Origin of the sequence: Sphingobacterium multivorum, assembly GCF_900457465.1 — a bacterium.
Classification (GTDB): Bacteria; Bacteroidota; Bacteroidia; order Sphingobacteriales; family Sphingobacteriaceae; genus Sphingobacterium; species Sphingobacterium multivorum.
Genome location: NZ_UAUU01000002.1, coordinates 879469 through 905716, shown reverse-complemented (window position 1 = coordinate 905716; position 26248 = coordinate 879469). Strand labels below are relative to the sequence as shown.

Genomic DNA, 26248 nt, shown 5'->3' with positions numbered 1-26248 from the left:
TTTCCGATAACAGTGAGTTTTGAACTCATTGATGCTTTAATGAGAAACCACAAGTCAATAAAACATGCAGGTTTAGAAAACTGTCCAGATGTGTTTAATAAACGATGATTTCGTCTGTAAACAAATAACCTTTTTTAGGATTGCTGGCTTTGATCTTTATATAACGCGCCTGCTGTGCTTTGTCAAGTTTGAGTTCAAACCTTTTGAAAGTCAACTTGGACTCTTTATCGGATATATCATTTTTGATTGTTCCTACCGATCTGAAGGTACGGCCATTATCCGAAAGCAGGACTTCCATTTCTCCGGGCATGTAAACGCCTGGGCCAATTATCTGCATAAAATTCATGGCTACCTGGTGTATTTCTTCTCTACGTTCCATATCCACGACCACATCAATCGGACTGGTGAATCCTTGCCATTGGCCATCGTGATAGGAAAGCCCACCCATGATTCCATTTGTTAAGGTAGAATCTTTTTGTGCTGGATATCCCGACCATGCTGTGTTGTACGCTACTTTTTTTCCGATAGCGCGATGAATGTCAATATCAAAGGATAGGGTTGGACCAATTTTGATAGAATCTAGAAAATAAGCCGCATTGATATGGCCTGTCGAGCTGAGTTCAAATGGTCCGGTATACGGCGTAGACTGGATTGTAGGCTCACTGCCATCAATGGTATATCGGATCTGATCTGTTTTTAGTTGCTCGGTTGTCAGCATAATTTTATTGTTGTTTTTAGCTGCATTGTAGGTGGCCGTATAAGCGACATTAAAGGAAGGACGGTAATAATTGACGTTCAGATCTTGTAAAAGCTTATAATGAGATTGCAGTCTTCGCTCAAAGTCAGTCCAACTTTTCCCATCTTTATTGGTCCAATTGACCTCTGCTAAAGCCAATGCACGTGGGAATACCATATACTCAAGGTGTTCGGTGGTAGGAACATATTCTGTCCATATATTCGCTTGTGCTCCGAGAATATGCTTGGCTTTATCTCCTTGAATGGCCGCTGGAATAGGATCATATGAATACACCTTATCCAGTGTCAGGTAACCGCCGATGGCCTCAGGCTGTGTCCGAGGGTCTGTCTGATAAGAATCAAAATAGAGGTGTGAACCGGGAGTCATGATGACATCATGGCCTGCATTTGCGGCCTTTATGCCGCCATCTTCACCGCGCCAGCTCATGACGGTAGCTCCTTCGGTAAGTCCCCCTTGTAGGATTTCGTCCCAACCGATCAGTTTTCTACCCTTAGATTGCAGGTATTGATCCATTTGTCTGATGGCATAGCTCTGCAGTTCGTCGACAGATTTCAGTCCTTCTTTCTGCATGAGTGCCTGATCTTTTGGACAGGTTTCCCAATGCTTTTTCTCAGCTTCGTCACCGCCGATATGAATGTACTGGGAAGGGAATATTGTGAGGACTTCATCCAAAACATTTTTTAGAAATTCAAAGGTTTTTTCATTACCGATGCAGAATTCTCCCTGACTATAGGGCTTTCCGGAACATGAGAGTTCGGGATATACGGCCAATACTTCTTCCGAATGTCCGGGCATTTCTATTTCGGGAATAACATTGATTCCTTTGCGGGCAGCATAATCGACCAATTCGCGGGCCTCTTCCTGTGTATAGAATCCACCGCTGGCATTTGGCGTACCTTTTTCTACATACTGACGACCATTGTTCCACCAATCTTTCCAGCTCGTATGTGTTCGCCAGGCCGCTTTTTGTGTTAACTCTGGGTACTTTTTAATCTCCAGTCGCCACCCCGCTCCGTCGGTTAAATGCCAATGAAAGTTATTGAACTTATAGATGGCCATGATGTCGATATACTTTTTTACAAAGGATAGTGGCATAAAATGACGCGATACATCCAGGTGTAAGCCACGATAGGCAAAGCGAGGCTCATCGACTATAGTCGCATAGGCTACTTTACTTGGATCGGCTTGTAGATAGCCTAATTGAACCAGCGTGTAAATCCCATTGATCACCTGAGGTACATTCCAAGCCCTGAGTAGCAGGCCTTTTTCATCGATTTGAATGGAATAGGCGTTCTTACTCAGATTATCTGCATCGACAGCTTTAATAATGCGAAAGCCTTCTTTAGGGCCTTTTTTATTTTTCTTGAGTACTTCGACAGTGAGGCTTTTGATGGCGGGGTGTTCAGTAAGTAACTGTGTCGCCTCCTGAAATTCATCTGAAACAATAACCTGAAGATGTGCAGGGATAGCGTATGTTCCAGTAGCCAAGGTGATTTTCGAAGGTTTGGGTATAATGTCAAAGTTGGTTTGGGCTTGTGCTGTAAAAATGGTTGCACCCCCAAGTAACAACATGGATAAAGATCGGCTCAGTCGCATAGTTTTGTTATTAGATTAATGATAATCAACACAAATATCCTAATTTTTGTTTCATAATTCTATTATTGACGGTAATCGCTCATTTTTTATGATATAAAACCAACAAATTGACGGTTAGAAATTACATTTTTAATCCTTAACTTTGTTGTATGATTGAACTTCCAGTTATTCCGGCAACTCCTGCACAACGCAAGCCTGATTGGTTGCGTGTCAAATTGCCTGTTGGTAAAGAATATAGACATGTCAGAAGTCTTGTAGACGAGCATAAATTACATACAATTTGTGAGAGTGGAAATTGCCCGAATATGGGCGAATGTTGGGGGGCTGGAACAGCAACCTTCATGATTTTGGGAAATATCTGTACACGTTCTTGCTCATTTTGTGCGGTAGCAACAGGCCGTCCGTTGGCGGTGGATCTGGATGAACCTAATCGTGTTGCCAATTCTGTCAAGTTAATGCAGGTAAAACACTGTGTGATCACTTCGGTGGATCGTGATGACCTAAAAGATGGTGGTTCGATAATATGGGCGGAGACAATTAATGCCATCCGAAGGGAAAGTCCTGAAACAACCTTAGAAACACTTTTGCCAGATTTTAAAGGACAATGGGATAATTTGGACCGCGTGATTGCAGTACGTCCAGAGGTTGTTTCGCACAACCTTGAAACTGTACGTCGTTTGACAAGAGAAGTTCGCGTTCAAGCTAAATATGATCGTTCACTTGAGTGTCTGCGTCGAATTTCTGAAGCTGGACTCCGTACAAAATCAGGAATTATGCTTGGTTTAGGTGAAACAGAGGAAGATGTTATCGAGGCAATGCAAGATTTATATAACGTTGGGGTACATATTTTGACACTGGGGCAATATTTACAGCCTACCAAAGCTCACCATCCTGTAATCGAGTGGATTACACCTGCACAATTTGAGAAATATCAGAAAATTGGTTTGGAAATGGGATTCAAGTATGTGGAGTCTGGACCGCTGGTTCGTTCTTCTTACCATGCAGAGAAACATTTATTTGATATGCAATAGAAAACATTTCTAAGTTTTTTAACAAAGAATATTTTTCGCAAGATATAAAAAGAAGCCTGGGTGATTTTTTTGCTCAGGCTTCTTTTTTCTATTTTTTTTTAAATGAAACGGTTTGCCTCTAGGGGTTGAAAAACTTATTACTCTTGTTCATCATCGATAATTTGCTAAAACAGCAAGATTTCGATTACAAGATATTGGTCATTAGGCGCAAGAATAGACCAACAACACATCAGCAAAAAACCAGCAATAAAACAATAGACGAACATTAGGCCAAGACAATTGCTTCTTTCAGAGGTGGTCTGATACCTTATAGGTTAAAAACTGTACGGAGTAAAATTGTTCTTCCGCGAAGTTCAAATTCATTCTGTGAAATCATATTGGCCGTCATCAGGTAGGTGCGATAGTTTTTGATATTGGCCAAATTATTCATTTCCAATTCGATATCCATTTTCCACTTGTTGATCTTATAGCGCGTAAAAAAGTCGATGAAGGTATAACTTGCATTCTTCATGTTTGTTTGAAAGGTGGAAAGATTACGTAGGTTTAGCCGCATAAAGCCATTTTTAAAGGGACTGGCTGGAAAGCTTATGTTATGCATCATGGTGGTAGTTTTGTTTTGGATCGCATTGTCAAGGCCCTGTTGTTTGCTCCGGCTCCAATTGAATAGTCCTGAATAGGAAATACTATAAGATTTAAATACCTTAGCTTCAATACTGGGCTGAAATAGATAGCTCATACTTCGAGTAGGCACTAGCGCATTGTTTAACAATTGATTGTATTTGAAGTAAGAAATGCTTCCTTTTAGTTTGAGGGTACTTGCCAAAGGGAAGATGTATTTATCAAATCCGATCTGAGATGACCATCGATCTTGCAGGTTATCCATATTGACCAATATGTTTTCGGTGATGTTATTTTTTATAACGGACGATAACATCGTGTTGGAAAGCGATCTTGTATAGCTAATACCTGCATTTGCAAATAATACTTTTAGGGTGCGGGCCAAATTATAATTGAGATTAAACGTATGTTTTTTGGATTCATTTAGCGCTGCATTATTTTGGCTAAGCATTCTATAGTTCCGTAATACGGCACCACGGTATATATCTTCAATATTGCCTATATCCTGCGCAAATTGATAGTTAAATTGAAGATAGTCTTCTTGTGAAATCTGCCATCTTGCTTTTAAATTAGGATTGATCAGCATGGAATTTTTGGACGTGGCCAGTTGATGGCTGACATCTTCATAATGCGTAAACAAATAGGTGATCGGGATCTCGAGCTGGGTTTCAAATCGATTTGTTTTCCAGGAATATTGCGGTGTAATAAACGCTTGGGATCTGCTCCAATACAGATTATTACGGGTATTATCGCCCAATGTTCGAACACGTTGCTCATTATCTACTATGGTAAGGAGTGAGTTGAAATGTTGACGATCTGTATTGAAGCCAATTTGATAGTATTGTTTGATTCTGCCTTTATTGAAGCGATAACCTGTACTGATCTCCGTAAAAAAGGAAGGAACTTCGATTTGCTGGCGGCTGCTTTTATAGGGAATGCTATCGTTGAGTATTTCTGGAAAAACACCGGGATAGATCTGTAATGTCTGCGGTTTATTGCCATAATTTAAAGACCAGTTGATTGCAATAATGTCATTGTTTTTAAGTTGGGGTATATAGCTGAACAAGTTGCTGAATCCCTTGATGTGGTGTTTTTGGAACTGCTCGATCTGCCCTGAGGAGTTTGCCAGCAATGCTGTAATATCTTTTTTTTCATATTCAAATGATAAAGTATTGCTCGCATATTTCTTTTCCATATTGGTCGATGCCGAAAGTCTGGCTGCGCCAAGCCAACGCGCTGTTTTCATGTGATTTTGCTCATTAAAATAAACGTCACCATCATCGAGCAGGTATTGCGTGTTTGAGGCATTATTTTGCCTATCGTTGTCGTATAAAACCTGAATATTGGATTTTAGCTGCCAGAGATTCTTGAGGTTGTATAGGTTATTGGTGTTCAGTGAACCGGTATTGTTGAAGTAATAATTGTTTTTAGGAATATTTGGACTGCCTGTTGTGCTCGTCGCCAGGAGATTGTTGATAGTCGAGCTGCCGAACTTGGCCAGTAAAGAGGATTGATTGGCTCCAATAATATCTCCGGAAAGATCATGACCTGTATTATTCCCGTTGAGAACATTCAGCATCTTTACTTTCTTGTTGAATAGGATTGAATTCAATTCAGGATCATAGAGATTGGGGGTGCCGACGCCAATTTTGGCCTGTCCAGTGAGCTTCAGCTTAGCTTCCTCTTTGATAACGAGATTGATGGCGACGTCGTCTGTAAATCTTTTATTTTTAAGGACCTTATAATGTTCGTGATTGTCGAGCACCTGAATGTCCTTTACCATTTTATGCGGGATTGTCCGTGTACCTACACCATAGCGATTTTCCAACAGATCGTCACCGTCAATGTAAAGTTTAGAAACGGTTTTATCCTGGTATTTTATAAGCCCCGATTCGGTAACTTCCATGCCCGGAAGGCGTTTGATTACGTCGCCTATATTGCGATCCTCCTCTTTGGCAAAAGATCCGACGTCGTAGGAAATCGTATCATTTGAACGGCTCACTTTAGGTTTGCTCTTTACAATGACGTCTTGTAGCAGATTGGTTTTTGGAACGAGGGCGATCCGAAGATTGGATGTCTGTGTGCCAAGTTTGAGTTCAAATTTTTCGTAAGTAAGGTGATTGATCTGCAGGTAAAGGCTCGCATATTCCTTTGTCAATGTGATTGTGAAACGCCCATCTTTATCTGTCGGCTTGAAAGCGATGATTTTACCGTCTGAAAGGATGTTGACACTGGCAAAGGGTACGGGATGCTGTGTCTTATCCACTTGGACCGTTCCACTAATCGTTTGCTGGGCAAAGGTTATTTGCTCAAGCAAAACTACTATAAATAAACATAGAAATACTTTCATTAAGGCGTCAGCTCTATCGGATTATTGGTAACCTTCGAAGGTTTGTATTTATCGTCTCTTGAAATATTGAAACTTTTTATTTTGGATGGATCCAAAGCACCAATAGGGGAGCTTCCACCTGAATTACTGGATCGAACGGCAACGATGTTTCCGTTTGAGCCTACATTGATGGCTCTATTCTTTCCGGATTGCGCTTGCATGTAGGCTTGAGGATTGGCCTTAAAGGCTTCCTGAATTTTCTTTACTTCATCTGCCGTACTTGCGATGGTATTTTGTGGCAGTTCGACAAATGTTTTTCCATCTTCAATTTTATCGAATCCGGCGTAAGCAAAAATCACTTCATTTTTTGTGTCCCGTGCGTCAAGGATAAGTCCGGGTAGACCATGAAGTTTCCAGGGACCATAGGAAAATGGAAGTTCGGTTGTAAACCAGGCGATATAGGTGCGGCCTTTGAATGTTGCCTTCGCATTTTGGCAATTGTAACCACCGATTTCTTTACGATCTCCCAAGATTTCCCAATCCTGTGTGGGATATGGTGAAGTAATGGAGAAATGGTCACTAGCAACGGATATTACCTCTGTTATTTTATTTTGATCGGGGTTGATTAGATAAGATGATGATGAGGGCGAGGAGCGCGTAGTAAGGGTTAGATTGCCGGAAAATGCGGGATCTTCCATCTGTTTTTTGACCTCTTCCTGCATGCGTTTGGATGAATATGACGTATAGTAGCTGCCCTGCTGATTCAGGTAAACCACTGTTTCATCGCGTAAAAATTGGTCCCGTTGGGTACTGTCATTGACATGTTTGAATTCGTAATGTACTTTAGCGATGGCAGGAGTACGCTCTTGTGCAAATAATAGCTGCGTGGCCACAGACAGTAGGATTGATAATGAATATTTCATAAATATATGTTTATATCGTAAATATACGAAATATTCGTAATTGTAAAAATTTATTTGAACTTTTCGTTATTATCCTCCCTAGGGTTGTGCTAATGCAGGTTAAGAAAGGTTTGACTTGTTAGCAATACTTTTGTTAGCTATCTTGTTTCGTTAGCGGTATAAGTTTATTGGGTATGGCTAGGCATATCAGTTCTTGTTATCTTTTAAACAGGGTCTCACCTGCAATTACTGTCCGTTCTGTTTTTACATTTCGCAGTTGCTCATTTGGAATTTTCAAGATATCCTTTTCGAGGATAACAAAATCGGCATCTTTTCCCACTTCGATACTTCCTCGTTTTTTCTCCTGAAAACAAGAATATGCCGCCCAGATCGTCATTCCTTTTAAGGCATCTTCACGGCTTATAGCATCTTGCATCTGAAACCCGTGGTTAGGATAGCCTTTTTTGTCGACACGTGCTACAGCGGCGTGGAAACCATATATGGGGTTAAAATGTTCAACCGGAAAGTCACTCCCCAAAGCGAGTTTGCCATATTCTGCCAACAGACGCTTATAAGCGTAAGCGCCTTTCATACGTTCTTCACCAAGTCGATCTTTGGCCCAGTACATATCGGAGGTTGCGTGTGTAGGTTGTACAGATGGTATGATTTGATACTTTCGAAACTTGTCAAAATCTGTAGGCGATATAATTTGGGCGTGCTCGATGCGCCATCTACGGTCACCATTATTGTGGAGGTATTTGCCATAGATATCCAGAATAATACGATTGGCCGAATCGCCTATTGCATGGGTATTTGCCTGAAACTTACTTTCGGCAATCTGTTTGATCATGGCTTCGTATTCCTGGGGGCTATGGAGGAGAAAGCCGTGGGTGGGGGCATCATGGTAATGTGCGAGGAGGCACGCGCCACGAGATCCCAATGCACCATCGGCGAGCAGTTTAAATCCTTTGATCTCGAAACGGTCCGTTTCATAGAAACCCTGATCGATAAATGACTTTATGTTTTGGGGAATGCCGAGGATCATGGCATAATCTCTAATTTTCAACTGTCCTTCGCGATAGTATTTTTTTAGGAGATCGAGTCTTTCTTTTGATAAACCTGCGTCTACAATAGTGGTTAGACCGACGGAAAGGAGGGAGTCTTGCGTTCGCTTGAGCATTCTTAAGTAGTCTTTCTCACTCGGAACCGGGATTGTCTTATTGACAAGATCCATTGCATTGTCGATCAAGAGGCCATTGGGGATATTATTATTCCCGCCGACCACACCGCCACGAATCGTGGGAATACTGGTTAATTTGGCCCATTCTAGCGCTTTGGAGTTGGCTACCGCCGCATGATAATCTACACGCATGAGGTAGACGGGGATATCTGGGAAAGCTTTGTCGAGTAGGTCCTTGGTTGGGAAAGTTTTATCTTTCCAGCGATTTTGGTCCCAGCCACCACCGATCAGCCAAGTTTTGTCCGGATTTTTTTGCTGGTAGTTTTTGACACGTTGAATAACCTCCTCGAAAGAATCGCTACCGTTTAGGTCGACTTGATCCATTAGCTCGGCCTCGTCAAATAAATGGGCATGAGCATCGTAGAATCCCGGATAAATGGCCTTCCCCTGCGCATCAATTTTTTCTATTGCTTTGTACTTCCGCTGTATTTCTTCATCGGAACCGATGGCAATAAATTTACCGTCTTTGACAGCAAAAGCTTGTGCCATACTAAAAGCCGAATCTACAGTATATATTTGCGCATGATAAACAATGAGGTCCACTTTCGTTTGTGGTGAACATGAAATGATTGTCAAGCAGAACAAAAAAATGATGATTGGGAAGGTTTTCATAACCTAAAAATAGCAAAAAGCTTTGAATAAACGGAAACTAGGCTTGGGGCTAGATCTATTGGAGATGCGGACGCGGGGTTTTGACTTATCGAATTGCTTTACGTGAAGTACCTACGCTGAATTGTCGCGTATTATTGGGACAGTAGATCATCAGTAAAGTAGTGAAAGGCAACCTGAAGGAAAAGTAATGCGAATACGGATTATCCAAATACAAAAAAGGCTATCCAAATAACTTGGACAGCCTTTTTAATTCAAAAATCAAAATACGTGATTAACAGTACTCGTCAAATGCTGCAACTAAATTGTCAGCAATCATTTGTGCCGGGCGACCTTCAATCATATGTCTTTCAATCATGTGTACCAATTTTCCGTCTTTAAATAAAGCCATTGCTGGTGAAGATGGCGGATAAGGCAACATGTAGTTACGTGCAGTGTTTACAGCATCAGTTTCCATACCTGCGAAAACAGTGACCAATTTAGCTGGGTGTTTTTCATTTTTTACAGCAGCTTTTGCAGCTGGGCGTGCATTTGCTGCAGCGCAACCACAAACAGAGTTTACAACCACAAAGACAGTTCCTTCTGATGCGATAGCCTGATCAACTGCTTCAGGAGTTTTTAATTCTTCGAATCCTGCATCAACTAACTCTTGACGCATTGGAGTTACTAAATATTCTGGATACATTATTTCTTAAGTAAAATGTTAATATTCTATTTTAATTGTTTCTATAAAGCTTTCTGTCGCTGGGCAAGTATTTTTAGTCCGTATAAACAACAGCTATACTTTATGCTTACAAATATAGCTGTAAAAGGCTGCTTCGTCAAGACACTTGTCTCAAATCAATGTCAGAAAATCTTTTACCGCATGAAGTCCATTTTCAAGACGTTGGTCGCCGAGCCCGGAAATAAGACGGTAATTCGCATTAATGGCGTTCAATTCGCTTTTCCAGATCTCCATGAAGTGTTCGCGCTGTTCTGGAAAATCCCGTAGTGGATCATCCTGCCAAGGTAGATCGATATCCATCACCAGATAGAGATCATAAACATGTTGTTGAATTTTATCGGTGACTTCCTGCGGCGTATGACCGAAAAGATGATCTGACCAAATTTTTACCGTAAGAAAGGTGGTGTCACAGATGAGGAGCTGGTCTTGCGCTAAAGGGATCAGGGCTTCCTCTAGGGCTACCTGTCCATAAAACATATTGACTTCGTCCTGCAGGGTATATTTATTGTTGAGGCTTTGGCAATAATAACGTGAATACTCGGGTACGCATACCGTCTGAAATTCCTTGGCAAGAAATTGTGCCATCGTTGATTTTCCGGTGGACTCGGGGCCAACAACGGCAATTTTTATGAAATCTTTTCCCACATCGATCGTTTTGATACGCAATATTACGCAAAATTTTTATAGGTTTTCTGCCAATCGCGATAGCCATTCCAAGCGATGAGCGTGAAAACAAGGTAGAGTACTGCGGTCAGCATAAGGTCTTTGTGTATATAGAGCGGGATATAACAAATATCCACAAATACCCATAAGAGCCAATTTTGAAGCACTTTGCGCGTCATCAGAAATTGAGCAACAAAACTTACGGAGGTGCAGAATGCGTCAATATAAGGGACATCGGAATTCGTCTTGCTATCGAGGAGATAACCGATTGATAGTGTTAGGATCAGGATTGCCAGGAGGCAAAGGAGCAGCTGCCCATTGCTGGCTTTGACGATAGGTTTCTTTTTTTCTTCTTTTCGTCTTATCCAATAATACCAACCGTACACAGCTGTGGACAGGAAGTAGAACTGTAGTACAGTATCTCCGTACAGTTTGGCATTATAAAACAGAATCGCGTAGGACGCTACGCTGATGATACTGATTGGCCAGTTCCATATATTTTGCTTAGCGGCCAAATAGACACAAAGAAAGCCTGTCAGGGTACCTAACCATTCGAGCCAAGAGGTCTGGGCAAATTGACGCGCAATCTGCTGAAAAAAATCCTGCATGTGGTGTATTAAAAATTACACCCTAAATATACAAAGTCTGCCCTATAGTCCGTTATTGAACCTGTTTATTCGCGCAATTGGTACTGGCAAAGGACTCGGGCTTGGCCTTAAAAACAAATCCCATACCCATAATATAGCCCATGGCTTCTTTCAGGGCAACATTTGACTGGAAATTTGGATTGGTGTTGATGTCGGCGTGGACTTCGAGGTCTACTTTGTGTTTTTCGAGGAGGGGGCAGAGTTGATAGGCTATATCGATGGATTTTTGGACTTCGAGCAGCATCCTTTCTTTAATGCTCATTCGGTGATGCCTTTTGTCCCGTTGGATAAACATAAATCCACCTTTATGTTCCCGGAGAAAGACGATGACTGTAGCGAAGTCGATGATGCCTCTCTTGACTTGGGAATCGGTGCCTATATAAACCTTGAGCTTATTCCCTAGGGCATCTTCTCGTTTAATGACTTCCTCAACAGCATCGAAAATCGTGGAGCGAATGGATTCGCCATTGTATTTTTGCCATCTCATAGCGATATAGATTAGATATAAAAAAATTAAACTTCATCATTGACATAAATTTACTGAATTTCAATGATCTAAGTGTTAATTTAGTTTTAAATAATTTATCCACATTGATGATGTTTTACACCGTAGGCCAGGTCTCCGGCATCACCGAGTCCAGGTACAATATAAGCTTTTGAGGTCAGTTCGTGGTCGACGTCACCTACCCAGATGTGTGCCGTAGGTACAAAAGCCTGAACGTGATTCAGTCCTTCCTCGGATGCAATGGCTGCAACAATGTGTAATTCCTTGATGTCATATTCGGCCAGGAGATCCTTACAGCATAATACAAGGCTCTTTCCTGTGGCCAACATGGGGTCTACAATGATTACTGTACGATTATCTAAGTTTGGTGTATTAACATATTCTTTATGAATTTCAAACTCACCGCTCTTTTTGGTATGCCGATAGGCCGCAATGAAGGTATTGTCGGCATGATCAAATACATTTAAAAGTCCCTGATGAAAGGGAAGTCCCGCTCTCAGAATTGTAGCGAGTACGGGTTGTTCCATCAAGAGATGGGTTTTGGCCACACCTAACGGAGTTTCAACTTCAACAGGTTTATAAGCCATCGTCTTGCTGATTTCATAAGCGAAAATTTCACCTAATCGTTCCAGATTCCGACGAAAGCGCATGCGATCCTGTTGAATCGTGATATCTCTCAGTTCGGCAATAAAATGATTTGCAATGCTATTTTGGGTAGATAGAATAGTGACCATGGCGTGTGTGCTAGTTCAGTTAAGCTAAAGATAATAAATAATCAATTGAAAGTAATAACATCTATGGTATTATTATAGTTTGCGCTAAAATGGTAAAATTTTTAGTAAATTTGTGTAAGAACATAGCAGGATATGGCCTGGACCACAGGTCAACAAATCGTCTTGAAGCAGATTGAAACCATCGGATTACAAAAACTGTTTTTGAGCTTAGGGCTCAAGCAATTCGTGGTGCAATGTTTGCTGGAAAAGGCCTGAATGGTTTTCTTAAAGACACAGGAAATATATGAAATTTGAATTGACATCGGAATACAAACCCACAGGCGATCAGCCAGAAGCAATTAAGCAGTTGGTAGCAGGGGTAGAGCAGGCAGAGCAATACCAGACGCTTTTGGGGGTGACAGGTTCGGGTAAGACCTTTACTGTGGCTAATGTGATTCAGGAAACCCAAAAGCCGACATTGATTTTAAGCCACAATAAAACTTTGGCGGCTCAGTTGTACGGTGAATTCAAACAGTTCTTTCCCAATAACTCGGTCAACTATTTTGTGTCTTATTACGATTATTATCAACCCGAAGCTTTTATTGCTTCGACGAATACCTACATCGAGAAGGATTTGGCGATTAACGAGGAAATCGAAAAGCTGCGTTTGGCAACCACGTCGTCATTGATGTCGGGACGGCGTGATATCGTTGTCGTCTCTTCGGTATCCTGTATCTACGGTATGGGAAATCCGGAAGATTTCTCCCGGTCTATCTTTCGTTTTGGGGTCGGTATGACTGTCACTAGAAACGCTTTCCTGCATAAGTTGGTGGAGATTTTATATTCGCGAACGACCACAGAGTTTAAACGGGGTACCTTTCGGGTTAAAGGTGATACAGTGGACGTGTTTCCGGCATACTTGGATAATGCTATTCGGATTTCATTCTTTGGGGATGAAATTGATGAACTGAGTGAGATCGATCCCATTTCAGGGAAAACGCTCAACAAGATGGAAGATCTTGCTCTTTTTCCAGCAAATCTCTTCGTTACACCGAAAGAAAAATTCAAAGAATCGATCTGGGCTATCCAAGATGAATTGATGCAACGGAAAACGCAACTGGAAGACGAGGGCTTAATGCTGGAGGCGAAGCGTTTAGAGGAGCGCGTCAATTATGATCTGGAAATGATGCGTGAACTGGGCTATTGTTCGGGGATTGAAAATTATTCCCGCTTTTTTGATGGTAGACAACCGGGGATGCGTCCGTTCTGTTTGCTGGATTATTTTCCGGAAGATTACCTGCTGGTCATTGATGAGAGTCACGTGACCTTACCACAATTACGTGCGATGTATGGAGGTGACCGATCGCGAAAAGTTTCCTTGGTAGAACATGGGTTTAGGTTGCCCGCGGCTTTGGATAATAGACCTTTAAACTTTCCGGAGTTTGAATCCTTGACAAATCAGACGATTTATGTATCGGCGACTCCGGGCGATTACGAACTGCAGCAGACCGAAGGTGTTGTCGTTGAGCAGGTCATTCGCCCAACAGGACTTCTGGATCCAATTATTGAAGTACGACCAGCGATTAATCAGGTCGATGATTTCTTGGAAGAAGTCGATAAGACCATTAAAGAGGGAGGACGTGTTTTGGCTACTACATTGACCAAACGCATGGCTGAAGAACTTTCCAAATATATGACCAAGCTGAACTTAAAAGTCCGTTATATCCACTCTGAAATTAAAACCTTGGAGCGGGTTGAAATCTTGCGGGGGCTCCGCTTGGGTGAATTTGATATCCTGGTCGGGGTGAATTTACTTCGTGAGGGGCTTGATTTGCCGGAGGTCACGCTTGTTGCTATTCTCGATGCGGATAAGGAGGGCTTTCTGCGTTCCGAACGATCGCTTATTCAGACGATTGGTCGCGCGGCCCGGAATGATAAAGGTCGGGTTATTATGTATGCGGATAAAATGACGGATAGCATGCGTGTCACAATAGATGAAACCAATCGTCGCCGAGACAAGCAGATGAAATATAACTTGGAACATGGCATTACACCGCGTACTGTGGGCAAAACAAGAGAAGAGATCTTAGAGCAGACTTCTGTTGCTGATTTCTCGGGTATTGAACCTAAAATTTATGTTGAACCTGATCCGTCGCAGGCCATTGCAGCTGATCCAGTGATGCAGTATCTCAGTGAGAAGGATCTGAAGAAAGCGATCGATAACGTACGGAAGAAAATGGATAAATCAGCGAAGGAAATGGATTTCTTGGAAGCAGCGAAATATCGTGATGAAATGTTCTCCTTGGAGAAGCTCTATGAAGAGCGATTCCCTTCGTAAAGGAAGTCGGTTTTAATTATTGTTAATCAATTTAAGATTTGTTAAACGACGCTAAATAGCGTATAAATTAAGATTCCACCGTCCATATTTGTAGCAATTGTAAATAAATTGGCTACATATGAAACATTTAATCTACAGCATAATACTGTTTTTTGTGCTCAGCATTCTGCCAAAGTAAAATTTCCTACGGGTTAAACGCCGGGTACACGAATGCTCCTGGACCTAATAGATTGGGCCGTACTTCCTAAGGTTAACGATTGAACTATATTGTTCAATTGTTAACATATTTTGCGTAAATCAAATTCTTCTCAGTAAATTAGTGCTCAAATCTAAACTAAAACATACTAAAAAATGAAAAAGCCAATTCTCGTTGTCAAATTTGGATCGGCTTCTATTACCACGAAAGAGGGAGAAGTTGATGAACGTATTGTTTTGGAGATCGCTAGGCAAATTGCTTCCTTACAAAAGAAATACAATATCGTCTTGGTCTCTTCAGGTGCTGTTGCTGCCGGTAAACGTTTTCTGCCCAGCTACACAGGAACGCTATCCGAACGCAAAGCAGCTGCTGCAATTGGGAACCCTATATTGATTAATACGTATTCTACTTATTTCCGACCGTTTAAAATTTCATTGGCGCAGAGTTTATGTGAGCGACATCACTTTTCCAATCGGGATCAATTTCTACAATTGAAAAATACGTATGAGGAATTGTGGCGGAACAATGTTATTCCAATCGCAAATGAAAATGATGTGGTGAGTAATAAAGAACTGAAGTTTTCAGATAATGATGAGCTGGCAACCTTGATTGCTGTTGGTTTTGGTGCCGAAAAATTACTGTTTAGCACTTCCGTTCCTGGTGTGTTGGATGCAAACAACAAGATTATACCGCAAATTGAAACAATTGACCGGGATATTTTAGGGCTGGCAAGGAAGGATAAATCTTCCGTAGGATTAGGGGGAATGACCTCGAAATTGAACTTTGCCCGATTGGCCAATCAAATGGGGATTGCTGTGGTGATTTTTAGTATGCAAACCGAGGAGGCGATACAAAAAGCGGTTAAGCACGAGACTGGCACATTGTGTCTGGCTCAAAGTAAGAAGATCTCTTCCCGCAAGAAATGGCTCGCGAGTGGAAGTTTAATAAAAGGGGAATTGATGGTTGATCGTGGAGCGGAGGAAGCATTATTGAAGCACAAAAGTTTACTCGCTGTGGGGGTAACCCGTATCGTCGAGCATTTTGAAAAAGGAGAAGTGTTAAATATTGTCAATCTAGAAGGCTTAACTGTTGCCGTTGCCCGCGCGAAGATGGATTCATCCGCTTTGTCCCAGACCAGTAAAAAAAATGTAGAAATTGCACATGCAAATGATATTGTATTATTATGAGTGAATCCATCTTAAACCAACTTCAGGCGGCGGCCAAAGCAAAACAAATTTTGCAACAACTGGCTCCTGATACCAAAATAACTATTTTAAATGCCATCGCAGAAGGTCTTATCGCACATACTACTGATGTATTAAAAGCCAATAAGATTGATTTGGATCGTATGGCTGATGACGACCCCAAAAAGGATCGTCTTTTGCTCAATAGCGATCGTCTAAAAGGTTTGGCTGACAGTGTTAAGCAGATCGCTCAGTTGGCAGATCCAACAGATCAGTTATTACTAAAAAAGATATTGCCAAATGGATTGGAGATCGAGAAAATTACGGTTCCACTCGGAGTCGTTGGGGTCATCTACGAATCGCGACCTAATGTGACGATAGATGTTGCTGCATTGTGTATTCAGTCGGGTAACGTTTGTCTATTGCGCGGTGGTTCGGACGCGTTACACACCAACGAGGCGTTGTTGAAAGTGATCCATGCTGTCTTGGAGCAGTATGGTATTGCAACAACTATTGTGCAACTGTTGCCTGTTGATAGGAAGCATGTTTCGGAATTATTGGAAGCTACTCAATTCGTGGATATTATCATACCACGGGGTTCACAGTCGCTGATCGATTATGTCAGGGAACACGCTAAAGTACCAGTTATTGAAACTGGAGCAGGAGTATGCCATACTTATGTGGACCGTACAGCAGATTTGGATATGGCAGCGAAAATTGTTGCCAATGCTAAAATTTCCAGGCCATCGGTGTGTAATTCTTTAGATACTGTTTTGGTCGATCGTGCTGTTGCTGCCGAGTTCCTAACGAAATTGAAAACTTATTTTGAAGATGCTCAGGTGGAAGTTTTCGCGGACCCTACAGCTTATGAGGTATTACAGGGTCAACATTTTTCAAATTTAAAGCGCGCAGATGAAGCCGATTTTGGAAGAGAATTTTTAGATTTGAAGTGTTCAATAAAGACGGTCACCAGTTTGGACGAAGCTTTGGAGCATATCGCAAAATATTCTTCCAAACATTCGGAATGTATTGTTTCTTCCAGTGAACTCCATATTGAACAATTTTTGAATACAGTTGATGCTGCCGCGGTATATGCCAATGCATCTACACGTTTTACGGACGGAGGTGAGTTTGGTCTGGGTGCGGAAATAGGTATCTCGACCCAAAAATTACATGCCCGTGGACCATTTGCATTGGAAAAATTGGTAACAGAGAAGTGGATTGTCCGCGGAAATGGACAGATCAGATAAGCATAGATCATGGGATTAAGTTTTAAGAAAGATGTATTGATGAATTGGATCGAAGAAATTGGTAAATTTCTTCGCATATGGACAGAAGGGCATGATGCTTTTACGGAGCCGACTGATCCAGCAGTATTTGAAGATGCTTATGAGAAATTCTTCGAAAAGAGTAGGACCTATTTTTTAAATCTTTCCGAAAATGAACTTTCGGCATATCTCAAAACAGATCTTCAAATTCAGCAACTACATCCATTGGCTTTAACGTTGTTATTTGATGGGTTGAATGCTACAGATGGCAATCAGGAGAATTTACTTCGTAAAGCAAAGTTTATTTTGAATCTGGCGATGGCAGAAACGGCAAGCTTTGCCTTTCAGGATTATCAATATCTTGCTATGATCGATAACAAATTGAAGAGTCTTTAGATTAATAAAGGTCTCCGTCATGCAATGTCCTAAAAAAGTGTTTAACTTTTTGGGTTCATTGCATGACGGAGACCTTAGCGCAGGATCTCACGGGCAATCACCAGACGTTGGATCTCAGAAGTTCCCTCATATATTTGCGTGATTTTTGCGTCGCGCATTAACCTCTCGACATGATATTCTTTTACGTAACCGTAGCCACCGTGGATCTGTACAGCTTCGACAGTGTGTTTCATGGCAACTTCAGATGCATGCAGTTTGGCCATGGCAGCTTCTTTACCGTAAGGAAGCCCCTGGTCTTTCGTCCAGGCAGCTTTATACGTCAAAAGTCGAGCTGCCTCGATATCAACTTCCATGTCGGCCAATTTAAACTGTATGGCCTGATGATCCGAAATCGGTTTTCCAAAGGTCTTTCGTTCTTTTGAGTAAGCCAAAGCAAGGTCATAGGCACCCGCAGCAATTCCTAAGGCCTGTGCCGCAATCCCAATGCGACCGCCATCGAGTGTTTTCATAGCAAATTTAAATCCGAAGCCATCTTCTCCGATACGGTTTTCCTTGGGAACCTGAACATCGGAAAATAGGAGTGAATGGGTATCGGAACTACGGATACCCAATTTGTTTTCTTTAGGACCAATGGTAAATCCCGGCAGCCCTTTTTCAACGATCAATACATTGATTCCTTTGTGGCCTTTTTCAGGATGTGTCTGTGCAATGACAAGATAGATATCGGCATGGCCACCATTGGTGATCCAATTTTTTGTACCATTTAGGAGATAGTGATCCCCCTTATCTTCGGCGGTGGTATGCTGTGAGGAGGCGTCCGAACCAGCTTCAGGTTCTGACAACGCAAAAGCACCAAGTTTTTCACCTTTCGCTAAAGGAATCAGGTACTTTTGTTTTTGTTCCTCTGTACCATAAGCATTGAGTCCATATAATACCAGGGAATTGTGGGCGGATACGATAACGGCCGCTGAGGCATCAATTTTGGCAATTTCTTCGAGCACAAGAACATAGGCCAACGTATCCATTCCAGCTCCGCCATAAGCTTCGGGGGTCATGATACCCATAAACCCTAGTTCGCCCATTTGCTTGACAAAATCTGTTGGAAATTTTGCGGCTTCATCGCGCTCGATTGCCCCAGCCTTTAGCTCCTGGGCAAATTCCCGCGCTGCGTCGCAGATCATTTTATGCTCTTCGCTTAATTCAAAATTCATGGCATTTCAGTTTTTTGGTTCATCAGTTACCAAGCCGATAACGTATATATAATAAGGTTTGCTGTCAAAAAGTTTCCTCCCAACTCACAATCATTTTATGAGCTCGGTGTACCAACATACTCAAATATACAAAATATATATTATGCAGGCATAGTAATATAGCAAATTACTTTTTAATCTACTTGAGCTAATCATTATAAGCATTTTGGAAAGTAATGGCCAGGGTAGGGCGGACAAGTAGCAAGGGGCATGTTGGTTTTCATTTTGTTTATAATTGTAAAATCCTTACTTTCAATTGGATTAAGTTTAGTTTTTTCATTTCAATTTAAAAAATTGAAGAATTACTTGTTTGCTAAATTTAATCTACTATATTTGTAGACTATATAATTTAAACACATTTAAAAAATAAGATTATGAGTTTAAGATTAGGGGATGAAGCGCCAAATTTCAAAGCGCAAACAACCATTGGTGAAATAGACTTTCACGATTATATCAAAGATAGCTGGGTCGTTTTCTTTTCGCACCCGTCAGATTATACGCCGGTATGTACTACAGAGTTGGGCCGTACGGCAAAATTGAAATCTGAATTTGACAAGAGGGGTGTGAAGGCCATTGCGCTAAGCGTCGATAATGTAAACGATCACTTGAATTGGATTAAGGATATCAATGAAACGCAAAATACCGAAGTGAATTTTCCGGTTATTGCTGATGAAGATCATCATGTATCCGAATTGTACGATATGATCCACCCAAATGCTTCCGCAACAGCGACCGTACGTTCCGTATTTATTATCGGTCCTGACAAAAAGATCAAATTGACGCTGACCTATCCAGCATCAACAGGTCGTAATTTTGATGAAATTTTACGGGTCATTGATTCTTTACAGTTAACTGCCGATTATCAAGTCGCTACGCCCGCTGACTGGAAGCATGGTGAAGATGTTATTGTTGTGCCAGCGATTAAGACAGAAGATATTCCTGCTAAATTTCCAAAAGGCTTCAAAGAGATCAAACCGTATTTGAGAACGACGCCACAGCCTAATCTATAGGGAGTAAGCCCTTGGAATTAAAGAACAAAAAAAGGCAACGTTGAAAAACGTTGCCTTTTTTATAAGTTATAAATGCCTCCTAATAGACTTTAACCATGTAGATATAGTCTTGCATTTTCTTGATTTGTTCTGTTCTTGGTAAACCTGCCAAGCTATTCTTTTTGTTGATCTTAAGACCGGTAACCAGTGAATCACTTGGTATGTCCGCTAAGGCGTTCAAGATTGATTTCGTTTTGATTGCAAAGGCGGCACCATCTATGCCACGTTGTTTTCCGGAAATAATACCAATCACATTACCTCTGCTATCCAATACCGGACCGCCACTGTTACCTGGATTGACAGGTACGGAGATCTGATAAGCGATGGTATCACCGGCATAACCTGTTGATGAACTTAGGTATCCCTGACCATATACTGCTTCGTCCCGAGGAAACCCGATCGTATAAATATCTTCACCAAGATCTGAAGTCGACGTTTTGAACGTGTAAGGTAAGCTTTTAGCTTTCTTAAAGGTCTTATCTGTGATGTATAAGATCGCCAAGTCTTTGCTTGGATCGGTGTGTACGATTTGTGCTTTATACGATTCGCCTTTACTATTTTGTAAATAGATCGAATCAGCCCCGCTAATGACATGGTAATTGGTGACGACATAGCCATCTGTCGTCAACATAAATCCTGTTGCACCAAACTGGCTTTCGGTACCTTTTACAGATTTTTTGTCATTGATATCCCTGATAGCAGCGTTGTGTGCGTTGACGTTCTTTTTGACATTGTTCATGTCTCTACGTAATGCACTGTAATCGGAAGATGCTTTCTCGAGGTTGCTGTAATAACCGCTCAGCCATAATGTGCCAAATACTGCAAATACCGCTACCACTGCAGCCACTAAAGAACTTGCTTTGATGCGTTCCCAAAGTGAAATTACCGCTGATTGTTTTATAGGAACTACCTTTGCGGGTTTGTTTTGGGTTTTATGGTATTCTTTTGCTGATTGTGCTAAAGCATTTTTGAAATCCAGCCGTTGACTGGTTTCTTTCATATTGGCAACAAATTCGCGGTGTTGTTGTAATTGGGCAGCATAGGAGGGCTGATCAGCACAAAAAGATTCAAATGCAGCTTTTTCTTCGGCCGATAATTCGCCGCGAAGATACTGGTCTGCTAATTCGAAAAATTCTTTTTGATTCATTGTTCCCATGGTGTTACACTAATTTTAATCTGTTGAAAAAAAATATTTTTTTCAGCCGTTGTAGGCATTTATACTTCTGAGTCTTGGCATTATCTGTATTGGTATAACCAAATTTATCACAGATGTCCTGCATCGAATGGTTTAAGATGTAGAAATCATGTAAGATTGTCTTACAAGGTTCTCCCATTTTCTCTAAGGCAAGTTCCATTTGGTCGAACTTCTTTTCAAGTTCTTGATGCTGTTGTAGATCTTCTTCCTCAAATAAGGAATCTTCATAACCGCTAATGTCACTGTTGCCAAAACCAGCACGATTGAGTTGCTTAAGCCAAAGCCTTCTGCAAATCGAGTAAAGATATGTTTTAAGTTTGCTGCTGAGCTCAAAGTTCCCTTTGGTAACTTTATCGTAGAGCACAATGACAGCTTCTTGAAAAATATCTTTCGCTTCATCCTCACTTCCATTGTTTTGCAAGATCATATGGCTTATAGACGGATAGTACCGCTTGTAGATAGCATCTATCGCCAAGCTGTTGCCGTCTTTGATGCCTTCAATGATTTGCTCATCATTTTCTAGCAGGACTGATTTACTGAATTTACTCACCTATTAATACCTTAATGCTTAAATTGTAACCCTTTGAAAAATAAAATTCTTCGAAATATTTTCAAACGTAAACTTTTATTTGTTTAAAGTGAAATCTATCCCCAAAAATAAGGCTTATTCCTTGAAACCGAAAGCATTTGTTTTTTATTGGAATCAGCTTCTTTTGGGAGGACATCGTTATTTTTCGCCGGGTCAATTTTTTACGTTTTTACATTGTTTTATGTACGATCCTCAAATGGAGAACCTATAGAACAATTTTAAAGTTCGATATGATCTTTTTTGTATCGAAAAAGTTTCGCAATCGAGTGCTTTAATAATCTGCTTGTTATTACTACAAAATGAAGTTACATTTGGTTTCCTGGACTAAATTGCTTAATTACATTATGTTAAGAAACTCTGTTATTTTTTCAACGATTCTAGCCTCATTGCTGTCGCTGGACACTACCGTCACGATAGGGCAAACGATTACGTCATCTATCGACGGTTTCCAGTATGGAGCCACAACGGCTCCAAAAGGGAATGAATGGGAATCGCCTCAATTATTATCACTTAATAAGGAGTTGCCGCATGCGTCGTTCTTCTCCTTTCAGAACGTAGAAAGTGCGCGAAAAGTACTTCCCGAGCATAGTAACTATTGGCTTTCGCTCAATGGATCCTGGAAGTTTAACTGGGTAAAGACCCCGGAAGAGCGACCAAAGGACTTTTATGACCCGAATTATAATGTGGGTGCCTGGGAATCTGTTCCAGTCCCTATGAGCTGGAATATTTATGGTATACAGAAGGATGGAAGCTTAAAATATGGTGTACCTATTTATACCAATCAACGTGTGATCTTTCATCATCAAGTAAAGGTCGATGATTGGCGCGGTGGAGTTATGCGGACGCCAGCCCAAGATTGGACAACTTATGTCTACCGTAATGAAGTAGGATCGTACCGACGTAACTTTACAGTACCTACTCATTGGGACGGTCGTGAGGTATTTATCAATTTTGATGGTGTAGACTCCTTTTTCTACCTGTGGATAAATGGCAAATATGTCGGATTTTCAAAAAATTCCAGAAACGTCGCATCTTTCAATATCTCGCCTTACTTAAAAAAGGGTGCTGAAAATGTGTTGGCTGTTGAAGTTTACCGGAGTTCGGACGCTTCCTTTTTGGAAGATCAGGATATGTTTAGATTGCCCGGGATATTTCGGGATGTTTCGCTTACTTCAACGCCAAAAGTTCAGATTCGCGATTTAGCGGCCATTCCAGACTTGGACAGCAATTACGAAAATGGTTCGTTGAAAATTACGAGTACTGTACGCAATCTGGGTAGTAAGAAAGCTGAAGGGTATAAAGTAGTTTATTCACTTTATAAAAATAAGCTATACAGTGACGAGAATACCCTTGTTGATCAGACAGAAGCTTCATCAGCTGTGCCAGCCCTGGATGGTCAAGTTTCTAATAGCGTCGCCGCAACGTTGAACGTCAAAAATCCGGATAAATGGTCTGCCGAATTACCTTATCGGTATACTTTGGTGGCTGAATTGAAGGATAAAAAGAACAAAACGGTTGAGACTATTTCTACCTATGTTGGATTTAGAAAGGTTGAGATTAAAGATACCAAGGCTGCGGATGATGAATTTGGCTTGTCCGGACGTTATTATTATGTCAATGGTAAGACGGTGAAACTGAAAGGCGTCAACCGTCATGAAACCAATCCTGAACATGGCAAAGTAGTGACCAGAGAACAGATGGAAGCTGAGGTGAAATTAATGAAACGGGCGAATATCAACCATGTCCGGAATTCGCATTATCCAGAACCTGCTTATTGGTATTATTTATGCGATAAATATGGAATTTATCTCGAGGATGAGGCCAATATCGAAAGCCATGAATATTATTATGGCAAAGAGTCTCTTTCTCATGTTCCTGAATGGAAAAATGCCCATGTAGCCCGTAATATCGAGATGGTGCATTCGACCATCAACCATCCGGCAGTGGTTATCTGGTCTTTAGGAAATGAAGCCGGTCCGGGTGATAATTTCGTGGCCGCCTATCAGGCTATCAAGAAAATCGATACGTCAAGACCTGTTCAATACGAGCGTAACAATACAATCGTTGATATGGGCTCCAATCAATACCCCTCAATAGACTGGGTAAGAGGAGCTGTAAAAGGCACTTACAAATTGAAATATCCATTTCATATCTCGGAGTATTCACATTCCATGGGTAATGCCGTTGGTAACCTAATTGATTATTGGGAAGCCATCGAATCGACCAACTTCTTTATGGGCGGTGCCATTTGGGATTGGATTGATCAGGCTATGTATTATTACGATAAGAAGACCGGCGAACGCTTTCTCGCTTATGGCGGCGACTTTGGAGACAAACCCAATGATGGAACCTTTGTCAATAATGGGTTGATCTTTGCCGATATGAAACCTAAACCACAGTATTTTGAGGTCAAGAAAGTGTACCAAAATGCGGGCGTAAAGGCTGTTGATATTCAACAGGGGAAAATTGAGCTTTTCAATAAAAATTATTTTAAAGATCTATCCGATTATCAGGTTCAATGGTCGCTATATAAGGATGGGGTAGAAGTAAAAAATAGTGCAGGTACAATCAGTGCCGCTGATTTGCCGACAGCGCGCCAACGCAAGCAGCTTATATTGCCGATAAATTATGCGCAGTTAGATGCGGGATCGGAGTATTTTGTAAAAGTACAGTTTATTCTCAATACAGATCGACCTTGGGCGGCCAAAGGTTTTGTTCAAATGGAGGAACAACTGTTTGTCAAAGCGGCTGAAAATAAACCGTTGATTTCCGCTGTTGCACAAGGAGGGGCTCCGTCGCTTTCCAAAGAGGGTGATTTGCAGGTGGTGAAAGGAGATCAGTTTATCGCGAAGTTTGACAATAAAACAGGCTCGATATATAATCTAACATATGCCGGTAAACAAGTTATCCGCGATGGCGAAGGCCCAAAATTGGATGCACTACGTGCTCCGGTTGACAATGACAACTGGGCTTACCAACAATGGTTTGAAAAAGGATTACATAACCTTAAACATAAGGTTTTGTCTTCAAACAGTTATACCAAGAAAGATGGAACAGTTGTATTGGCGTTTACGGTTGAATCGCAAGCTCCATATGGCGCGTCTTTGTTGGGGGGAACTTCGGGAACCTACACGCTTAAAGAGCATACGGATAAGCCTTTTGGCAAAGATGATTTTAAATTTACAAGCAATCAGATCTGGACAATTTATAAGGATGGCTCTATTGAATTGTCGTCGAGTATTACATCCAATAATGCAAGTGTTGTATTAGCTCGATTGGGATATGCTTTGCAATTACCGACCGAGTATGGCAATTATAGTTATTATGGACGTGGACCGATCAATAATTATGCTGATCGGAAGACAGCACAATTTATTGAATTGCACAAAAGCACTGTAAAAGATCAGTTTGTGCCATGGCCTAATCCGCAAAATATGAGTAACAATGAGGATGTGCGTTGGACAGCATTGACAAATAATGCTGGACAGGGAGTTGTTTTTATTGCGAAAGAGCATTTATCAACATCCGCTTTGGACTATAGTGAGCTTGAGTTGACCTTTGCACCGCACCCTTATCAATTACCAAAAAGTTCGGGCGTACACGTGCATCTTGATGCAGCTGTAACAGGACTTGGTGGTAATAGCTGTGGACAAGGGCCACCGTTAGAAAAGGACCGTGTGAAAGCAGTACCAACGGCTATCGGTTTCATTATCCGTCCGATTCAGAACAATGATATGATAGCAAAGGCTCAGGTAGCGACTGCCGGTGACGCGCCCATTTCGTTGGCAAGAAGTTCAAATGGAGAAGTTTCTATTCAATCGGGAAATAAAAATGAGACCGTATTATACAGTTTGAACAATGCAAAGGCAAGTGTTTATAAAGCGCCTTTTGACTTACGCGCCGGTGGTACAGTAACGGCTTGGTATCAACAAAATGAAAAATTGAAGGTAACACAACAATACACTAAAATCGAAACCATTCCAATGGAGGTTGTTTTTGCTTCAAGTCAGGAGACTGGTGAAGGGGATGCCAAGAACCTATTGGATGGAGATCCTTCCTCGATTTGGCATACGATGTATTCGGTTACCGTAGCACAGTATCCACATTGGGTTGATTTTGATGCTGGAAGTAGCAAAACAATTAAGGGCTTCACTTTTCTACCAAGACAGGATGGACCGAATGGTGATATCAAGGATTATAAGATCCAGGTGAGTAAAGATGGGAAGAACTGGGAAGATGTGATGTCCGGATCTTTTGAACGGAATAAAAAATTAAAAACTGTTCGATTCGAAAAGCCTGTGAAAGGACGTTATATCCGCTTTACAGGACTTAACTCCCAACGTGGTGATGATTATGCTTCCGGAGCTGAATTTGCTGTTATCGCTGAATAATTTGCTTTAAATCGCATATTGAGCCAGCACCTGTCAAACAGGTGCTGGCTTTTTTGTT

General features: G+C 41.3%; 19 protein-coding genes. 7 read left to right on the top strand and 12 right to left on the bottom strand.

Translation table 11 applies throughout. The features are described 5' to 3' along the window. Positions 1–94: 94 nt before the first annotated feature. Positions 95–2353, bottom strand: a complete 2259-nt coding sequence (locus tag DTA23_RS03985) for a beta-N-acetylhexosaminidase (RefSeq protein ID WP_083295834.1) — start codon at positions 2351–2353, stop codon at positions 95–97. Between the two features lie 149 nt (positions 2354–2502). Here DTA23_RS03985 and lipA point away from each other — a divergent pair, with 149 nt between their 5' ends. After that, on the top strand, positions 2503–3384 hold the full coding sequence (gene lipA, locus DTA23_RS03980; RefSeq protein ID WP_046672297.1) for a lipoyl synthase: 882 nt from the start codon (positions 2503–2505) through the stop codon (positions 3382–3384). A gap of 307 nt (positions 3385–3691) precedes the next feature. On the opposite strand, the gene DTA23_RS03975 is transcribed toward lipA, so the two are convergent. The 8 genes from DTA23_RS03975 to upp form a co-directional block, all read right to left on the bottom strand. After that, positions 3692–6319, bottom strand: coding sequence for a peptidase associated/transthyretin-like domain-containing protein (locus DTA23_RS03975; RefSeq protein WP_146753003.1), 2628 nt, complete (start codon positions 6317–6319; stop codon positions 3692–3694). A gap of 32 nt (positions 6320–6351) precedes the next feature. Beyond that, positions 6352–7254, bottom strand: a complete 903-nt coding sequence (locus tag DTA23_RS03970; RefSeq protein WP_112373878.1) for a GLPGLI family protein — start codon at positions 7252–7254, stop codon at positions 6352–6354. 196 nt (positions 7255–7450) lie between these two features. Further along, complete coding sequence (locus tag DTA23_RS03965) at positions 7451–8962, bottom strand: amidohydrolase (RefSeq protein WP_254667667.1); 1512 nt, start codon at positions 8960–8962, stop codon at positions 7451–7453. Between the two features lie 394 nt (positions 8963–9356). After that, positions 9357–9767, bottom strand: a complete 411-nt coding sequence (locus DTA23_RS03960) for a BrxA/BrxB family bacilliredoxin (protein WP_070563263.1) — start codon at positions 9765–9767, stop codon at positions 9357–9359. Between the two features lie 150 nt (positions 9768–9917). Next, positions 9918–10472 (bottom strand): AAA family ATPase, encoded by a 555-nt coding sequence (locus DTA23_RS03955; protein ID WP_256602742.1) that lies wholly within the window; start codon positions 10470–10472, stop codon positions 9918–9920. Between the two features lie 2 nt (positions 10473–10474). Continuing rightward, the gene (gene pnuC, locus DTA23_RS03950) at positions 10475–11077 is read right to left on the bottom strand and encodes a nicotinamide riboside transporter PnuC (protein WP_070563266.1); all 603 of its coding nucleotides are present in this window, start codon (positions 11075–11077) and stop codon (positions 10475–10477) included. Positions 11078–11129: 52 nt separating this feature from the next. Then, the gene (locus DTA23_RS03945) at positions 11130–11603 is read right to left on the bottom strand and encodes a ribonuclease H-like YkuK family protein (RefSeq protein WP_046672303.1); all 474 of its coding nucleotides are present in this window, start codon (positions 11601–11603) and stop codon (positions 11130–11132) included. Positions 11604–11698: 95 nt separating this feature from the next. Continuing rightward, the gene (gene upp, locus DTA23_RS03940) at positions 11699–12355 is read right to left on the bottom strand and encodes a uracil phosphoribosyltransferase (protein WP_070563268.1); all 657 of its coding nucleotides are present in this window, start codon (positions 12353–12355) and stop codon (positions 11699–11701) included. 283 nt (positions 12356–12638) lie between these two features. Here upp and uvrB point away from each other — a divergent pair, with 283 nt between their 5' ends. The 4 genes from uvrB to DTA23_RS03920 all read left to right on the top strand — a co-directional run bounded on the left by uvrB (position 12639) and on the right by DTA23_RS03920 (position 17716). Then, entirely contained in the window at positions 12639–14672 is a 2034-nt protein-coding gene (uvrB, locus tag DTA23_RS03935; protein WP_070563271.1) for an excinuclease ABC subunit UvrB, read from the top strand. 351 nt (positions 14673–15023) lie between these two features. Further along, on the top strand, positions 15024–16055 hold the full coding sequence (gene proB, locus DTA23_RS03930) for a glutamate 5-kinase (RefSeq protein WP_046672306.1): 1032 nt from the start codon (positions 15024–15026) through the stop codon (positions 16053–16055). Continuing rightward, positions 16052–17302, top strand: coding sequence for a glutamate-5-semialdehyde dehydrogenase (locus DTA23_RS03925; RefSeq protein WP_070563274.1), 1251 nt, complete (start codon positions 16052–16054; stop codon positions 17300–17302). The genes proB and DTA23_RS03925 overlap by 4 nt, the downstream gene beginning before the upstream one ends. A 9-nt stretch (positions 17303–17311) precedes the next feature. Further along, positions 17312–17716 carry a hypothetical protein gene (locus DTA23_RS03920; protein ID WP_046672308.1) on the top strand — a complete coding sequence of 135 codons (405 nt, stop codon included), beginning with the start codon at positions 17312–17314 and terminating at the stop codon, positions 17714–17716. Between the two features lie 74 nt (positions 17717–17790). Here the strand turns inward: DTA23_RS03920 and DTA23_RS03915 are convergent, their stop codons facing one another. Then, positions 17791–18927, bottom strand: a complete 1137-nt coding sequence (locus tag DTA23_RS03915; protein WP_070563277.1) for an acyl-CoA dehydrogenase — start codon at positions 18925–18927, stop codon at positions 17791–17793. A gap of 413 nt (positions 18928–19340) precedes the next feature. Here DTA23_RS03915 and DTA23_RS03910 point away from each other — a divergent pair, with 413 nt between their 5' ends. Next, entirely contained in the window at positions 19341–19976 is a 636-nt protein-coding gene (locus DTA23_RS03910) for a peroxiredoxin (RefSeq protein ID WP_070563280.1), read from the top strand. Positions 19977–20055: 79 nt separating this feature from the next. On the opposite strand, the gene DTA23_RS03905 is transcribed toward DTA23_RS03910, so the two are convergent. Next, positions 20056–21171: a S1 family peptidase gene (locus DTA23_RS03905; protein ID WP_112373877.1), complete on the bottom strand. Its 1116-nt coding sequence runs from the start codon at positions 21169–21171 to the stop codon at positions 20056–20058. A gap of 4 nt (positions 21172–21175) precedes the next feature. Further along, positions 21176–21760 carry an RNA polymerase sigma factor gene (locus DTA23_RS03900; protein WP_112373876.1) on the bottom strand — a complete coding sequence of 195 codons (585 nt, stop codon included), beginning with the start codon at positions 21758–21760 and terminating at the stop codon, positions 21176–21178. Positions 21761–22143: 383 nt separating this feature from the next. Here DTA23_RS03900 and DTA23_RS03895 point away from each other — a divergent pair, with 383 nt between their 5' ends. Continuing rightward, entirely contained in the window at positions 22144–26190 is a 4047-nt protein-coding gene (locus tag DTA23_RS03895) for a glycoside hydrolase family 2 TIM barrel-domain containing protein (protein WP_070563599.1), read from the top strand. Positions 26191–26248: the final 58 nt, after the last annotated feature.